This window comes from Granulicella paludicola, assembly GCF_025685545.1.
Taxonomy (GTDB): domain Bacteria; phylum Acidobacteriota; class Terriglobia; order Terriglobales; family Acidobacteriaceae; genus Granulicella; species Granulicella paludicola.
In genome coordinates this window covers 796,311-813,335 of the sequence record NZ_JAGSYC010000026.1, presented here as the reverse complement: position 1 = coordinate 813,335, position 17,025 = coordinate 796,311, and the positions used below count along the sequence as shown (strand labels likewise).

Annotated in this window: 9 protein-coding genes; 1 reads left to right on the top strand and 8 read right to left on the bottom strand. The window is 60.7% G+C overall.

Annotation, left to right across the window (positions count from 1 at the left end):
• Nucleotides 1-214 precede the first annotated feature (214 nt).
• The 8 genes from OHL14_RS19025 to OHL14_RS18990 form a co-directional block, all read right to left on the bottom strand.
• A complete protein-coding gene (locus OHL14_RS19025; RefSeq protein ID WP_263380955.1) occupies nt 215-1,804 on the bottom strand; it encodes a GMC family oxidoreductase in 1,590 nt (529 codons plus the stop codon).
• Complete coding sequence (locus OHL14_RS19020) at nt 1,804-3,204, bottom strand: alpha/beta hydrolase (protein ID WP_263380954.1); 1,401 nt, start codon at nt 3,202-3,204, stop codon at nt 1,804-1,806. The genes OHL14_RS19025 and OHL14_RS19020 overlap by 1 nt, the downstream gene beginning before the upstream one ends.
• A gap of 133 nt (nt 3,205-3,337) precedes the next feature.
• The gene (locus tag OHL14_RS19015) at nt 3,338-3,475 is read right to left on the bottom strand and encodes a hypothetical protein (RefSeq protein ID WP_263380953.1); all 138 of its coding nucleotides are present in this window, start codon (nt 3,473-3,475) and stop codon (nt 3,338-3,340) included.
• A gap of 133 nt (nt 3,476-3,608) precedes the next feature.
• Nucleotides 3,609-4,706 carry an ACP S-malonyltransferase gene (locus OHL14_RS19010; RefSeq protein WP_263380952.1) on the bottom strand — a complete coding sequence of 366 codons (1,098 nt, stop codon included), beginning with the start codon at nt 4,704-4,706 and terminating at the stop codon, nt 3,609-3,611.
• 503 nt (nt 4,707-5,209) lie between these two features.
• Nucleotides 5,210-6,679, bottom strand: a complete 1,470-nt coding sequence (locus tag OHL14_RS19005; RefSeq protein ID WP_263380951.1) for a hypothetical protein — start codon at nt 6,677-6,679, stop codon at nt 5,210-5,212.
• 545 nt (nt 6,680-7,224) lie between these two features.
• Nucleotides 7,225-10,701, bottom strand: coding sequence for an efflux RND transporter permease subunit (locus tag OHL14_RS19000; protein ID WP_263380950.1), 3,477 nt, complete (start codon nt 10,699-10,701; stop codon nt 7,225-7,227).
• Nucleotides 10,698-13,916, bottom strand: a complete 3,219-nt coding sequence (locus tag OHL14_RS18995) for an efflux RND transporter permease subunit (RefSeq protein ID WP_263380949.1) — start codon at nt 13,914-13,916, stop codon at nt 10,698-10,700. Before OHL14_RS18995 ends, OHL14_RS19000 begins: the two co-directional genes overlap by 4 nt.
• 7 nt (nt 13,917-13,923) lie before the next feature.
• Entirely contained in the window at nt 13,924-15,255 is a 1,332-nt protein-coding gene (locus OHL14_RS18990; RefSeq protein ID WP_263380948.1) for an efflux RND transporter periplasmic adaptor subunit, read from the bottom strand.
• Between the two features lie 235 nt (nt 15,256-15,490).
• On the opposite strand from OHL14_RS18990, the gene OHL14_RS18985 reads away from it, so the two are divergent.
• Nucleotides 15,491-17,023, top strand: a complete 1,533-nt coding sequence (locus OHL14_RS18985) for a UbiA family prenyltransferase (protein WP_263380947.1) — start codon at nt 15,491-15,493, stop codon at nt 17,021-17,023.
• Nucleotides 17,024-17,025 lie beyond the last annotated feature (2 nt).

Below are 17,025 nucleotides of genomic sequence, written 5' to 3'. Positions count from 1 at the left end.
TCTGCCATCCGCCAACGGCTTCGCTTTCAGGCATAACGACTCTGCTTTCAGAAAGAAAGACTCGGTCGTCAGAGCCAACGCTTCACTTTCAGGGCCAAAGGCCCGTCCTATAACAGCCTAGGCCGAAGGCCTAGGTATCCATGCCACAAAAACTTGAGGGCTGAAAGCCCGACACAACTGCCCGAACCAAATCCTCACTTCACACCTCGCACCTTCACTCAACTTCACGTAGAAACCGCTTCGCCGACCGCAACGCCAGCGCGATAATCGTCAACGCAGGATTCGCCGCTAACGCACTCGGGAACACCGAGTTATCGCATATCCACAGGTTTCCCACCTCATGCGATCGCCCAAATGCATCTACCACCGAGTCCTTCGCGTCCTCCCCCATCCGGCATGTCCCGATCACATGCGCCATCCGCGGCAGCGTCCAGCAGTCGCTCGCTCCCGCCGCATGCCATGCCTCCGTCATCACCCGCGAAGCATGCTCATTCATCTTCGTCTCATCGTCATTCAAATTGAAATGCACGCGCGGCTTCGCAACGCCATGAGCATCCTTCTCATCCGACAGCTCCAGAAAATTATTCTTCGCTGGCAGGCAGTCGCCATTCACGCCAATGCCCGCCACATAGTTGTACTGGTCCAGATAGCTCGTCAGCGCCGACCCAAACAATCCTCGCCCACGCGCTACACTCTGCGCCCAGGTCACCGGCACAACACCAAGACTTTGCACGATGTATCCACCCGCAAAATCCGCATCCTTCGGCCGCAGGAGGTCCTCCGAGATCACCGTCGCCGGAAACCCTCGGTTCATCCGCACCGGCTCGCCAAACGTGCCCCACACCTGCGTCGCCACATGGGCCATGAAGTTCCTGCCCACCTGCCCGCTCTCATTCCCAATCCCCGCATGCAGCAGCAACCTCGGCGTCTCCACCGCCCCCGCACACAGGAACACCGCCTTGCACCGCTGCCGACGCTCCACCGCGACCCCGCTCGAGCTGTCGCGATACAGCACCGCCCGAATATCGCCCTGCTCATCGCGCTCAAAACCATGCACGAAACAATGCGGCCGAATCTCCGCTCCCTCGCGTACCGCCCACGGCAGGTACGTCACATCCATGCTCGCCTTCGCGCCATTGCGACATCCCTGGTGACAAAACCCGCGATTCACGCAGGCATTTCGCTCGCCATACTCGTCGCGAAAATACGCCTCACTCAGCGCAGCGATCGGAGCCTCGCTCGTCCTCAGTCCCAGCGCCTCAAATCCACGCTGCATCAACTGCCCCGGCGCATTCACCGGCACTGGCCCCGTCGGATACCGCCGCGTCGCATCCCACGGATACACCGCAGGCCCGCTCACCCCAAGAAAGCTCTCCGCCTCTTCGTAATACGGCAGCAGTTCGTCATAGCTCAGCGGCCAGTCCTCACCCCGCCCAAACTCGCTCCCGATCCTCAAATCCCGCGGATCGGCGCGCGGCACAAACGCTCCCCAATGCAGCATGCTGCCGCCCACACCCGTCCCGCTGTTGTTCGCTCCAAACACGATCGGCGTATCACCCGCACTCAACCGCTCGTCGGTCCAATAGATCTTCGCAGCCGCCACCTCATCCGTCGCAAACTCATCCTCCGGCGATTCGAACCACGGCCCTGCCTCCAGCGCCACCACCCGCAATCCCGCCTCCGCCAGCTTCGCCAGGGTCGGCGCGCCACCGGCACCCGTGCCGATCACCACGGCATCCACTGCATCGTCATCGGAGTAGCCGCGCATCTGCGACCGCAGCCTGCCTAAAAGATTCTTCGCCATTACTCTCCCAACCTGATCTTCGTAAACCCTGCCTCGTCCGCGAACCCTTCAAACCCAATGCGCTCCATCGTCCGCGGATCGGCGACATACAACTTCGCTGCCTCCCCCCGCACATCCTCAAACCAATCGCGCATCTGCTCCTCATCGAACAGCCCTTCGTGCCCGAACACATCCAGCGTCGCCAGCAATCCGCGCCCCAGCTCCCCCGCCTGCGCCCGCTTCAACAACGCATCCTGCTGCTCCGCATGCAGCGCCACAAACGGCACTTTGAACTCTCGCCGCGCCGCCGCATCCAGCGTCATCAACCCCGTCCGCCACGCCTTCGCATCCTCCGGCAACACGCTGAACCGCCACCCATCACCCTTACCCTGACCCAGCATCGCCTCCAGCCGCTCCGCCAGATCGAACCGTCCGCGCGGCACCACGCGAGCCACCAACGCCCGCAGCATCCGCCGCCCTTCAACATCCAGAGTCACCGCCAGCTCCACCGGCTCCTGCAGCCGCTCAAGCAGCACCGCGCGAGTCTGTGGTGACGTCTTGTCCGACGAAATCAGCGTCCGCATCTCCGCGCCCAGCTCTGCACTCTTCGCACCCAGACCCAGCGCCCGAAAGAACTCCAGCATCCGATCGCTCAACTCCCACGGCCGCTCCAGCGGCGAAAGATGTCCACTCCCCTCAATCGCCACCACGGTCGCCTTTGCAAAATGAGGCAGCGTCACCTCCGTCTGCACCTTCGGCCCCAGCGCAGGCTCCTCCGTCCCTGCCAGCACCAGCGCAGGCACAGCCAGCACTCCTACCGTGGCCGCGCAGTCCACCTTGCTGCCCGTGTTCATCCACGCAGCCAGAGCCTCCGGCTGCATCCGCAACACATCCTCAACCGACCGCGCACGCACCGCCTCGAGCAGCGGCAGCTTCCCTGTGTTGTCATCAACGAACGCTTCAGCATTCTTCCGCCGCTCATCCACATCGACCGTCTCCGGTCCTAGCGATTGCAGCGCCTTCTCGCGCTTGCTCTCCGTCATCGGCTCAGGGCTAGGCGGCGACGGCGACACCAGCACCATCCCTCGCAAATTTTCCAGCCCCGCCTCGCCTTGTTCCGCACGCCGCGCAATCAACGCCGACAGCTTGCCACCCATCGAGTGCCCAGCCAGCACCCACGGCTCAGACTCGCCCCCCGCGCGCACCGCACGGATCGTCTCGATCACCGCCGCAACCATCTCCTCAACCGAGTACCCACCCTCAGCCTGCGACCGCCCAAACCCCGGTAGATCCACACCTACGCACCGAAACCCCACTTCACCCAGCTGCCCAGCAACCTCGGTCCACGTCCGACCGCTGCCACCCAGCCAGTGCAGCATCACTACAAGCGTTCCCGAACCCGTCTCTTCATAAGCCAGCATCTACCCTTGGATGCTGGCGAGAAGCCACTCAGCCTGAACCTCACCCTTCTTGGTTTTCATTCCACTTCGTTTGTCATTCCTTTTTGTTTGGGGCGGCCTTTTTGTCTTGCGGACTCTTACGTCTCGCGGACTCTTACGTCTCGCGCCCCTTTTGTTTGTCATTCCCGAAGGGAATCTGCTTTTTGCCTTTCTCTTTGTCATCACGTAACAAAGCGAAGAAATCTGCATTTACTCTTGCTTTTTGTTTGTCATTCCCGAAGGGAATCTGCATTTGCACTTGCTCTTAGATAGGTCCGGACATCAGTCCGGACCTCCTGGCAGCCACGAAAAGCGGGCTTCAGCCCCCGGGACTTGCTCTCAATCCCCTACAGAGGCGCCCATCTCTCACCGTCACTCGCCACAATCTAGCTCGCAAACCCGGCCAGCAGCTTTTCCAGACTCGCCGGATCTTCCACGTTCGTCGTCACCAACGCCCGATCAATTTGGCGATTCAGCCCGCACAGCACCTTGCCCGGGCCCACCTCGATAAACTGCGTCGCCCCACTCTGCGCCAGCAGCCGAATGCACTCCACCCAGCGCACCGCTCCCGTCACCTGCCGCACTAGCGCATCGCGAACCGCCGGCCCGCGCGTCAGCAGCATCGCATCCACATTCGCCGCCACCGGGTACGCTGGGTCATGGAACGCCACGCTCTCCAGCTGCTGCTGCAGCTTCTCCTGCGCCGGCTGCATCAGCGCGCAATGGAAAGGAGCACTCACCGGCAGCATCACCGTGCGCTTCGCTCCAGCCTCCTTGCACAGCTCCGACGCCCGTTCAACAGCTTCCTTCTTTCCGCTGATCACCGTCTGTTCCGGCGAGTTCATGTTCGCCGGCGACACCACCGCATTCACCCGCGACGCCGCCTCAACCAACGAGCCCGCTGGATTCGCAGGATCAGTCACCGCATCGATCGCCGCAAACGCCTGCGTGCTCGGATTCCCCGGATCGCTCGGCGGCTCCTGCGTCAGCTCATCCGAAACCTGCGCGCAGATGTCGTTGATCCGCAACACATCCAGCCCCAGGATCGCTGCCATACCGCCCTCACCCGGAGGCACCGCACTCTGCATAAACTGCCCGCGCAGACGCACCGTCTTCACCGCATCCGCAAAGCTGAACGTCCCCGCCGCCACATGCGCCGAGTATTCACCCAGCGAGTGCCCCGCCGCAAACGCCACCTTCAGCCCACGCGAAGCAAGCTCCGGCTCCAGCACCCGCAGCGCCGCAATCGACATCGTCAGGATCGCCGGCTGCGTATGCTCGGTCAGCTTCAACTGATCCTCAGGGCCTTCAAAGATCAGCTTCGACAGCGCAAAACCCAGCGCATCGTCCGCCTCCTCGAACACCGCCCGCGCAGCAGGCGAGGCATCATAAAACGCCTTGCCCATGCCCACACTCTGTGAACCTTGTCCGGGAAAAAGAAGCGCAATCGTCGAAGCCGTAGGTGCCTGTGTCTCTGTACTCATCGCCTACCAGTGTAGATGACACCTGCTTCTCGACCAACGCTGGGCAAAACGAACAACGCTGAGCAAAACGATCTGTCATCCTGAGCGGAGTTTGGCGCGGCTTTTCGCGACAAACGCAGTCGAAGGACCCCGAAGAAGCTTGCCCCACCCAGGCTCTCAGCCCCTTTTCAGCCAGCACCTGCCGGGTGCCCCACAGCCCGCCCTCAGCTCAGCAAAACAGCCTGTCATCCTGAGCGGAGTTTGGCGCAGCTTTTCGCGACAAACGCAGTCGAAGGACCCGAAGAAGCTTGCACGGCCCAGGCTCTCAGCCCCTTTTCAACCAGCATCTGCCGGGTACCCCACAGCCTTCCCTCAGCTCAGCAAAACAGCCCGTCATCCTGAGCGGAGTTTGGCGCGGCCTTTCGCGACAAACGCAGTCGAAGGACCCCGAAGAAGCTTGCCTCACCCAGGCTCTCAGCCCCTTTTCAACCAAGCACCTGCCGGGTTTCCCCTGCTCCCTGCCCTCAATCCAGCACTCCCGTCACAAACTCCTGCTCCGCCTTCGCCGTCACCAGCCGATACAGCGCAAACTGTCGGCTCGATTGCGCGCGCAGCTCCATCAAAAAGCTCCCCCGATGGCTCGCATCCGGGTCCACCACATCCACCAGCCGCAGCCAAGGCGTGCGGTTCAGATGCGTCGCATCCGTCACGTTGCTCAACGCCACCTGCAACTCCCCCGAAGGCAGCCGCTGCGCCACCAGCGTCACATACACCGGCCCGCTCGTAGCCACCGGCACCTCCGCCGTATACACAAACGTCGGCAGCCCTCCATACGTCAGCTCGTAGCCCTTCAACTCTTCACTCGTAAACGCAGCCACCACCGGCGCAGGTGCAGCCACCTTCCGTCGCCCTGCCGCTGTCGTCGCAGGCTTCGCCGCCGCAGCCTTCGGAGTACTCGCAAACGAAGGCCCCGCCTTCGCCGCCGGAGCACTCACAGTCGCAACTACCGCCACCGCCTGCAGCTTGTTCTTCGCCAGGTACGCCACAACGATCGGCCGCGCCAGCGCCTGCATCGCCTTCAGCGTCTCCGCCCGCTCATCGCTTGACTCCCAATCGCGCGTAAATACATGCGCCTCATCCTTCGAGTTATCCGAGACCGCCACCGCCTGGTGCAGGTTTGGTGGCAACCCAGCCAGCGCCTTCGGCACGAACTGCTCCGCCGGAACTCCGCGTCGCATCGTCGGCCGTTCCGGATCGTCATTCAGCGACGTCCCCATCGGGATCACCTCGCCCCCAGCCTTCTGCTTCTTGCCCTTCGTCTCCGGCTTCAGATCGCGATGCCGCAGCGTCGGCCTGTCCGGATCATCCGGAGGCGCCGGGCTCTCGCCCGCATCCGTCGTCGGCGAAGCATCCCCGCGCCGCCCCAACGTTGGCCCGCCGCTCTTCGCATCACTCTTGCTTGAACTAGCAGCGGGACTCTTCCCATCATCCTCAGCGCCCGCGCGCCGCGTCAGATGTGGCTGATCGTCGTCCGACGCCGCGCTGTCCACCACCACGCCGTTCACCTTCGAAGCCTTCAGATCGCTCTTCTTCGGTGGCTTCGGCACCTCGAACGTGCCATACCCATACCACGCACCCGTTACATCCTCATCCGCAGCCGATCGCCGCGTGACCACCTTGCGCGCATACTCCACCGCAAACAGCCCATGGCTCTGCCCCGCCGTCTCAATCGAGTACTCGTCACCCGACTCCAGCGTCCACGGCACCGGCCGCGCCAGGTACAACCCCCCATCCTCGAAATGTCCCTCGATAAACAGCGACACAGGAATCAGCCGCGCCGCCTCCGGCTTCTTCAACTCGCCAGTCCACTCATACACGCCGATCGACCGCGTCACCTGCTCCGGCTTCTCTACCTTGTGCATCTGCGCATGGGCGGTTACCCCCATCAGCATCGCCGCGCCCACCCAGCTTCGTCCCCAAACCCGCTGCCACATAGAAGGCCATACCCTTGAGCTTTATTTAGCCTACAGAATTGTCATCTCGACCGGAGTTCGCGTTCTCTGCGGACGCAGCGGAGAGACCTGCAGTTGCGGAGACGGCAACTTCAACATCCCCTGTGAAGTTTAGACGTCCTCTGCCCACCACACGACTACTTGAAACGCTGTCAAGCCCACCAAAGGCTCCGCACGGCCTCAAACCCCTATAAACACTGGCGATTTCAGTCAAAAAAGAATTGCATGTTCTCTGGCTGGACTTGATATCCTGAATATAGAGAGTTAGTTCTCCCACAGTCACCGGACCGACCGACCCGCCAGGATCCATCATTCACCCGTGGCATCACCCCTTTGCCACCCATGGCACCACCCTTTGTCATTCCACAGCACCACACTTTTTTGTCATTCCGTAGCGCAGCGGAGGAATCTGCATTTACCCCTGCAACAACCTCCGGCTCATCGGCTACAAACGCACTCCTGGCCCAGATCTAACTCCATCCTTTTGAAGACTTTGAGACTTAAGTACAGGGGGGAGGGGGGAGGGGTCAATCTGCAGGCAAATGCCGCGGCTGCGGTCGCCTGAATCCCGCCGCTTCCAGCGCCGCCCGCCGCCACCGAGGCAGAGCCACCCGCAGTCGATCGAAGACCAGGTAAATCACTGGCGTCGTAAACAGCGTCAGGCACTGGCTCACAATCAGTCCGCCCACAATCGCCACACCCAGCGGCCGTCGCAGCTCCGCTCCAGTTCCCGTACCGATCGCCAGCGGCACGCCGCCCAGCAGCGCCGCCATCGTCGTCATCATGATCGGCCGGAAGCGCATCAGGCAAGCTTCATAGATAGCCTCTCGCGGCGTCATCCCCTGCTCGCGCTCGCACACCAGCGCGAAGTCGATCATCATGATCGCGTTCTTCTTCACAATGCCGATCAGCAGAATAATCCCGATGATCGCAATCACCGTCAGGTCGATATGACACAGAATCAACGCCAGCAGCGCACCTACACCCGCAGAAGGCAGCGTCGAAAGAATCGTCAGGGGATGAATGAAGCTCTCGTACAGAATCCCCAGCACGATATACACCGTCAGAATCGCCAGCAGCACCAGCAGCGGCTCGCTCGCAAAGCTCTTCTTCGCCTCTTCCGCCGTCCCCTGAAAGCCGCCCGCAATCGTGCTCGGCATGCCAATCTCGGTACGCGCACGCTCGATCGCCACCGTTGCTTCCGACAGCGAAACATCGGGAGCTAGATTGAACGACAGCGTCGCCGCCGGGCTCAACGACTGGTGATTCACCGCCAGCGGAATTCGCCGCTCTTCCAGGTGCGTAAACGCCGCCAGCGGCACCTCGGCCCCTGTATTCGACTTCACATAGATCTTCGTTAGCGCATCCGGATCGTTCTGGTAAGGCTGATCGACCTCTTCCACCACGTGATATTGATTCAACGATTTGTACGTCGTCGAAACCTGCCGCTGTCCAAACGCATCCGACAGCGTCGCATCGATCGCCAGCGCCGAAACACCCAGCCTCGAAGCCGTATCGCGGTCGATCACCAGGTGCGCTTCCAGGCCTTGGCTCTGCTGATCGCTGGCTACGTCCTTCAGCTCCTTCAGCGCCTGCATCTTCAGCATCATGCGCGGAGCCCACAGGTTCAGCTCATCGCTCGAATCCGCCGTCAGCGTGTATTGATACTGCGTCGCCGTCGGCCTTCCACCGATGTTCAACTCCGGCGCCGATTGCAGATACAGCGTCACACCCGGAACGCTCGTCGTCTGCGGTCGCAACCTGTCGATGATCTTCTCCGGCGTGTCGCCCAGCTTCTGCCGCTCTGCCGCCGACTTCAGAATTACAAACAGATTCGCCTGGTTCGAAGCACTTCCTCCGGGTCCGCCACCGCCCAGAAAACTCAGCGCCGAATCGACAGACCGATCGCTCATCACCATGCCCATCATCTGCTGCATCTTCGACTGCATGTTGTAAAAGCTGGTGTCCTGCTGCGCTCGAATCTGTCCACCTAAACGCCCCGTGTCCTGGTCCGGGAAGAAGCCCTTCGGGATCATCACGAACAACACGATATTCAGCACAAACGTCAGGAAAAATACGATTATCGTCAGCGCTTGGTGATTCAGCACCCAGCGCAGACCGCGCGCATATTCCTCCGTCACGCGCTTCAAATGCTTCTCGCCAGTGCGGTAAAACCAGCCCTTCGATACCTCGCTGTGTGGCTGCAGGAACTTTGCGGCCAGCATCGGCGTCGTCGTCAGGCTCACCACCAGCGACACCGTGATCGCCACCGAAAGCGTCACCGCAAACTCGCGGAACAGCCGACCCACGATGCCGCCCATCATCAGGATCGGAATGAACACCGCCACCAGCGAGATTGACATCGAGACCACCGTGAATCCAATCTCGCGTGCTCCCTTCATCGCTGCCTCAAACGGCTGCATGCCAGCTTCGAGATGCCGCGAGATGTTCTCGATCACCACGATCGCATCGTCCACCACGAAGCCCGTAGAGATCGTCAGCGCCATCAGGCTCAGGTTGTCCAGCGAGTAGTGCAGCATGTACATCACGCCGAACGTTCCCATCAGCGACAGCGGCACCGACACCGAAGGAATCAGCGTCGACCGCGTCTCCCGCAGGAACAGGAACACCACCATCACCACCAGCAGTGTGCTCAAAACCAGCGACCGCGTCACGTCCTTAACACTGGCGCGGATCATCGTTGTGCGGTCCAGCACCACGTGAATCTTCATGCTCGGCGGAATCGAGGCCTGCAGCTGCGGCAGGATCTTCAACACGTTGTCCACCGTCTCGATCACGTTCGCGCCCGATGCCTTGAACACCACCACCAGGATCGTCGGCTTCGTGTTCCAGTAACCTCCGGTGTGGATGTCCTCGACGCTATCCACCACGCGCGCCACATCGCTCACACGGACGATGCCGTGTTCGTTCGCCGCGCCGGTTGTCGATACGGTCGAATTCGCAAAGTTCTTTACCGTCGCCGCTGCCGCCGCGCTGCTCTGCCCGTTCACCGCCGTCGAAGCCGTGTTCGTCGTCGTGCTGCTCAGCGTTGAAGTCGAAGGCGAAGCCGGAACGTTGACGTTATTACTGTTGCTCGAGGAACTCGAACTCGATGTCAGTGAACTCACCGCCGACTGCTGGCTCTTCGGCAGCGCATTCGAAGCCGTCGCACTCGATACAGGCCCCTTATCCGTCGCTATGATCAGCGGAGCATACGCCGCCGCGCCACTCAATTGGTCTGTCGTATACAGCGCAATCCGGTTCGAGTCCTTGCCCACGCCGTTGATGTAGCCGACCGGCTGCTCAACATTGTTGCCCGTGATCGCCGCCCGCAAAGCTTCGAGCCCAATGCCCGCGTGTACCAGCGCGGTCGGATTCGCCTCGATGCGCACCGCAGGCTTCGAAGTCCCACCCGTAAACGTCTGTCCAACACCCGGAACCTGCGCAATCTTCTGCGCAAGGATCGAATCCGACGCGTCATACATCTGCTGGCGCGTCGCCGTGTCCGAGGTAATCGTCAAAATCAGAATCGGCGCATCTGCCGGATTCAGCTTGCGATATGTCGGGTTCGTCGGCATGTTCGCCGGCAGCTGCGCCCTAGCCGCGTTGATCGCCGCCTGCACATCACGAGCCGCTCCATCGATGTCACGGGTGAGATCAAACTGCATTGTGATGGATGTCACTCCCAGCGAGCTCGCCGAGGTCATCTGATTCACGCCAGCAATGCGCGAAAACTGCCGCTCCAGCGGCGTAGCCACCGACGACGCCATCGTACTCGGATCAGCCCCAGGCAGCGCAGCACCCACCGAGATCACTGGAAACTCCACCTGCGGCAGCGAAGCCACAGGCAGCAGCGTATATGCCACTGTCCCCGCAATCAGCAGCGCAATCGATAGCAGGAACGTAGCCACCGGCCGCTTGATAAAGGGTGCAGAGAAATTAACAGCGAACTCGCCAGTCATATCGGCGTCATGCTTCTCGGGTTTTGGCTCCTCACGCATCATGACTGTTGCGTTGCCTCTTCCACTCTGCCATGCCCATGCGTGTGCTCGTAGTACTCCGCATCCGCCTTCGCCGTCCCGAGATACTTCCGGCCAATGCGATCAAAGAACAGGTACACCACGGGCGTCGTGAACAACGTCAGCACCTGCGACACAATCAGACCGCCGATGATCGAGATACCCAGCGGTCGCCGCAGCTCCGAGCCCGTGCCCGTGCCCATCGCCAGCGGCACAGCGCCCAACAGCGCCGCCATCGTCGTCATCATGATCGGGCGGAAGCGCAGCAGGCACGCCTGATAGATCGCCTCCGTCGGAGCCATGCCCTGCTCACGCTCGGCTTCCAGCGCAAAGTCGATCATCATGATCGCGTTCTTCTTCACAATACCGATCAGCAGGATGATGCCAATCAACGCAATCACAGAGAGATCAATCCGGAACAGCAGCAGCGCCAGAATCGCGCCGACACCCGCAGAAGGCAGCGTCGATAGAATCGTCACCGGATGGATGTAGCTCTCGTACAAAACTCCAAGCACGATATACACCGTGATCAGCGCAGCAAGAATCAGGATCGGCTCATTCGACAGCGATGCCACGAACGCAGCAGCCGTGCCTTGAAACGCCGTGTTCACACTCACCGGAAAATGCTCATCTGCAACGGCCTTGTTCACCGCACTCACGGCATCGCCAATCGAGTAGCCATGCGCAAGATTGAACGAGATCGTCGTGGTTGGAAACTGTCCCTGATGTCCAATCGAAAGCGATGAGGACCGCGGCTGCACATGCGTGAAGGCGCTCAAAGGAACCTGTGTTCCGTTCGAGCTCTTCACGTACAGATTGTTCAGCGCATCCAGCGTACGCTGGAAGTCGGGCGCAACCTCCATCACTACGTGGTATTGGTTCAACTGCGTAAAGATGGTCGAAACCTGTCGCTGACCGAACGCATCGTCCAGTGTGTCGTCGATGTTCTGCGGCGTAATTCCCAGTCGTGACGCAGTATCGCGATCAATCACGACGGTCGCGCCGAGACCGTTGTTCTGCAGATCGCTCGCCACATCCGTCAGCTGCGGCAACGTCCGTAGCTTCTTCACAATCACGTCGGTAGACCGTGCCAGCTCTGCCTGATTCGCGTCCTCCACCGTGTACTGATACTGCGTACGCGACACGCGATCCTCGACCGTCAGGTCCTGGCTCGGCTGCAGATACGTTTGAATACCGCTGATCCGCGCCAGCTTCGGCTGCAGCCTTGCGATCACCGTCTGCACATCGTCGCTGCGCTCTTCGCGGCTTTTCAGATTGATCTGAATGCGTCCTGAGTTGAGCGTCGAGTTCGTTCCATCGATACCAATAAAGCTTGCCAGCGAGACCACATCCGGATCGTCCAGCAGCGCCTTCGCTACCTCCTGCTGCCGCTCTGCCATAGACGAGAACGAGATGCTCTGATCGGCTTCCGTAATCGCCAGCAGCACGCCTGTGTCCTGCACCGGGAAGAAGCCTTTCGGCACGATGACGTACAGCACCAGCGTCAACACCAGCGTTCCCGCAGTCACAAACAGCGTCAGCGTCTGGTGGTCCAGTACCCACTTCACGCCGCGACCGTACTTCGCAATCACCAGCTCGAACCACTCTTCACTCTTGCGATAGAACGCGCTCTGCTCGCCCTTCGACTTGTGCTTTAACAACTTCGCCGCCATCATCGGCGTCAACGTCAACGACACGAACGCCGACACCAGGATCGTCACCGACAGCGTCACCGCAAACTCGCGAAACAGGCGACCGACAATGTCTCCCATGAACAGCAGCGGAATCAATACGGCAATCAGCGACACGGTCAGCGACAGAATCGTAAAGCCGATCTGCTCCGACCCCTTCAGTGCAGCCTCAAGCGGCGAGTCGCCCATCTCGAGATAGCGGTCGATGTTCTCGATCATCACGATCGCATCGTCAACCACAAAACCTGTCGAGATTGTCAGCGCCATCAGGCTCAAATTGTTCAGCGAGTAGCCCAGCAGGTACATCACACCGAACGTGCCCACAATCGAAAGCGGCACAGCCACCGCAGGAATCACCGTCGCCGCGATAGAGCGTAGGAACAGGAATATCACCATCACGACCAGCGCGATGGTCAGCAGCAACTCGAATTGCACGTCCTTCACGCTGGCGCGAATCGTGCCCGTTCGATCCGTCAGCACCTGCAACTGCACGCCAGTCGGCAGCGACAATTGCAGCTTCGGCAGCAGTGCCTGCACGCTGTCCACAACGCTGATGATGTTTGCGCCCGGCTGCCGCTGGATGTTTAGAATGACCGCTGGATTCAGCTCAGCCTTTGTCGGCGGAATCGCCACATCCCGCCCGGCTCCGTCCTTCTCCACCCGAGCAGGCGCGGGGGCAATGCCCATCCACGCGGCCTGGTAGATGTTCTCCGACGCATCAATCGCATTCGCCACATCCGAAAGCCGCACTGGCGCGCCGTTGCGGTACGCGATGACGACCTTGTTGTAGTCGGCGCTCGAAAGCAGCTGATCGTTATCGCCGATGGTGTAGGCCTGTCGCGGCCCATTGATCGAGCCCTTCGCCTGATCGACGTTCGCGGAACCCAGAGCACTACGCAGGTCTTCCAGCGACAATCCATAATTCGCCAGCGCCGTTGGGTTCGCCTGGATACGCACCGCAGGCTTCTGCCCACCCGCGATCGACACAAGCCCAACGCCCGAGAGCTGCGAAATCTTCTGCGCCAGCACCGTGTCCGCAACGTCCTCCACCTTGGCCAGTGGCAACGAGGTCGACGTCAACGCAAGCGTGAGGATCGGCGCGTCCGCAGGGTTCACCTTCGCGTAAACCGGTGGATTCGGCAGATCGGCAGGCAGGTAGTTATAGGCCGCGTTGATCGCCGCCTGCACATCCTGCTGTGCCACATCGATTGACTCCGACAGCGTGAACTCCAGCGTCACCACCGAGCCGCCACCCGACGAGGTCGAGGTCATCTGTTGCAGACCCGGTATCTGTCCAAACTGGCGTTCCAATGGGGCCGTCACCGTGTTCGCCATCACCTCCGGGCTCGCACCCGGATAGAACGTCGTCACCTGGATGATCGGATAATCCACCTGCGGCAGCGCCGAAACCGGCAACTGCTTGTACGCCACGAAGCCAGCAAGCAGAATGGCCACCATCAACAATATGGTAGCAACAGGGCGCAGGATGAACGGTTTCGATGGGCTCATGCTAGCCTCACTTCGTTCCGCTTGCTGAAACGCTTTGCTGCATCTGCGGTGACACCACACTGCCGTCGATCAACTTTTCTTGCCCATCGACCACCAGCTGCTGTCCGTCCTTCAGTACGCCATCGGTCAGCACCGAGTTGCCGCCGAGCGGATAATCGACATGCACCGAAACACTATCCACGTGAAACTGATTACCGCTAGTGGAAACTCCCGGTTGGCCCGGCTGCATCGACTGCGGAAAGTTCTTCAGTTTGCTCGCAGGCGTCGGTCCCGGACTCACGACAAACACAAACGCACCCTGCGTTCCATTCGATATGGCCGACGTTGGCACCACCGTCGCATTCGGCCGCTGGCTCAGCACCAGGCGCACGTTTACAAACTGGTTCGCAAACAGAGAGTTGTCACCGTTGTCGAACACAGCCTTCAGTTTCGCTGTTCCGGTTGTGGTATCGATCTGGTTGTCGATCGTCAGCAGTGTTCCCGTCGCCAGAAGATGCGAGTTCGCGCGATCGTACGCCTCCACCACCAGCGGATGTCCCTGCGAACGCATCGCCCTTTGCACCTGCGGCAGCTGATCTTCTGGCAGCGTAAAGATGACCGCGATCGGATGCACTTGCGTAATCACCACCAACCCCGTGCTCTGCCCCGCGTTCACGATGTTGCCGGGATCAACCTGCCTCAGACCCACCACGCCATCAATCGGCGAAGAGATGCTGCAGTAGGCGAGATTCACCTTCGCCGCCTCAATCGAAGCTTTATCGCCAGCAATCGAACCCTGCGCCTGTCCGGCATTCGACTCCTGCAGTTGCTGCGATTCTTTGCTCACCACGCCAGCCTGATACAGCGACGTATAGCGCTGCGCCTCGGCCTGCATATTCTTCAGGTTCGCTTCGTCTTTCGCCAGCTGTCCTACAGCCTGGTCGAGAGCCGCTTGATACGGCCGCGGATCGATCTGCAGCAGCAGCTCACCCTTGCGCACATTCTGCCCTTCGCGGAAGTTCACGTTGAGGATCTGTCCGCTCACGCGGCTGTTCAATGTGACGGTGTTGTAGGCAGTAACGGTCCCCAGCGCAGTGAGCGCCACAGGGACAGTCTGCTGCTTCACCAGCGCTACCTGCACCGGAACCGGCTGGTTGGCCTGCGCCGCCGCCTGGTCCAGAAGCGACTGCTGCTCAGCGCGGCCGCCCTTGAGCCGCCAGACAATGACAGCAGCAACGATCACCAGCACCGCTAGGACGATGAACTTACGCACACCCGAACCGGAGGAACCCTCAGTCGTGAAATCGTTTGCGTGGTTGGCGGTGCTAGTGGAAGGTTCTACCTTCTTCGCGTCGGACATAAAAACGTATGGACTCCTGGAATATCTCCGCGCCTTCGCGCGTCTTATGATCTGAGGTCGGCAGTGTGCTTCCAAACAAGGGCAGACTTCGGCTCAAACCTGTGCTACGACTAGAAGATCATCATACTGACGGTATAGTGACTGGGATAGTTTCTGTCGCCGAAACATATCCCCGATATAGAAGCTACTTCGCTCGAACAACCTCTGTAACACGAGATACTTACAACAGATGTTCATGGCTGACCCAGCGGTTCAAAACCTCGATTCGACAGGCATCGTACTGTTGCCACCCGCGGTGCCTCCGCTCGCGCCTGGTTGCATACTCTGTGTCGACCTCGATGGCACTCTGGTGAAGTCGGATACTCTCGTCGATTCCGTTCTCTACATCGCTCGGCATCGCCCGAAAGATCTGCTCCGTATCCCCGGCTGGATCGCCCAGGGCAAGGCTGCCTTCAAGCGTCACGTCACCTCTTCTGTCACACTCGATGTCGAGCACCTGCCCTACAACCAGCCGCTGCTCGCCTATCTGCGCCAGCAGCACGCGGAAGGCCGCCAGATCTACCTCGCCACTGCCGCCGACGGTGCCCTCGCCGAACGTGTCGCCGCCTATCTCGGCCTCTTCAATGGCGTGCTTGCCTCCGACGGCGCAAAGAACCTCGCCGGTGGCAACAAGCTGGCCGCCTTCCAGGAGCACTTCGGCGAAAACTTCAGCTACATTGGCAACGCTCGCCCCGACGTTCCGATTCTTACCGTCTGCCAGTCCCCGATGGTCGCCAATCCTGACGCGGCTCTTACCAGTGGCCTTCGCAGCGCCAGTATCAAGCCGGTCGCCACCTTCACCGACCGCTCCGCAACGCTGAAGAGCTGCTTACGCGCCGTCCGCCTACACCAGTGGGCCAAAAACACCCTGATCTTCGTGCCATTGCTTCTCGCCCATCACTGGACGGCAGGTGCCATAACCGGCGGCATCACCGGCTTTCTCAGCTTCGGCCTCTGCGCCTCCGCCACCTACATCATCAACGACCTGCTGGACATCGACGCTGACCGCAAGCATCCGCGCAAACGCCGCCGCCCTTTCGCCGCGGGCGATCTCTCAGCTATCGCCGGTGTCATCGCCGTCGCGGTACTGCTACTCGCCGCGTTCACGCTGGCGTTCGCGCTGCCGAACATCGTCACAGCCATCGGCGGCTTCGACCCCGCCCTGCGCCCCTACTTCTTCGCCGAATGGCTGGCCTTTTACACCGTCACCACGCTGAGTTACTCGCTCTACCTCAAGCGCATGGTGCTGCTCGATGTTTTTGTACTGAGCGGTCTCTATACCGTGCGCATCCTCGCGGGCAGCGCCGCGACCATCGTCACCGTCTCCACCTGGCTGGGCGGCTTCAGCGTCTTCTTCTTCCTTTCGCTGGCCTTCGTCAAGCGTTTCAGTGAGCTCGAAGGCCTCCGCGAGCGCGGCGGCATCACCACCTCCGGCCGCGGCTACAAGGTGCCCGATCTCGAACAGCTCCGCGCACTCGGCACCGGCGCAGCCTACGCTGCCGTCGTCATCATGACGATGTATATCTCGAACTCCGAGGTCAGCCAGCTCTACGCTCACCCGATCCGCCTCTGGCTGGTGATCCCGGTGTTGCTGCTCTGGCTCTCCCAGATCTGGATGCTCGCCAGCCGTGGCGAAATGCACGATGACCCCGTCGTCTTCGCCATCACCGACAAGCGCAGCCTGCTACTTGGCGTACTGATGGCCGGCATCGTCTGGTCCGCGCTGTAGCC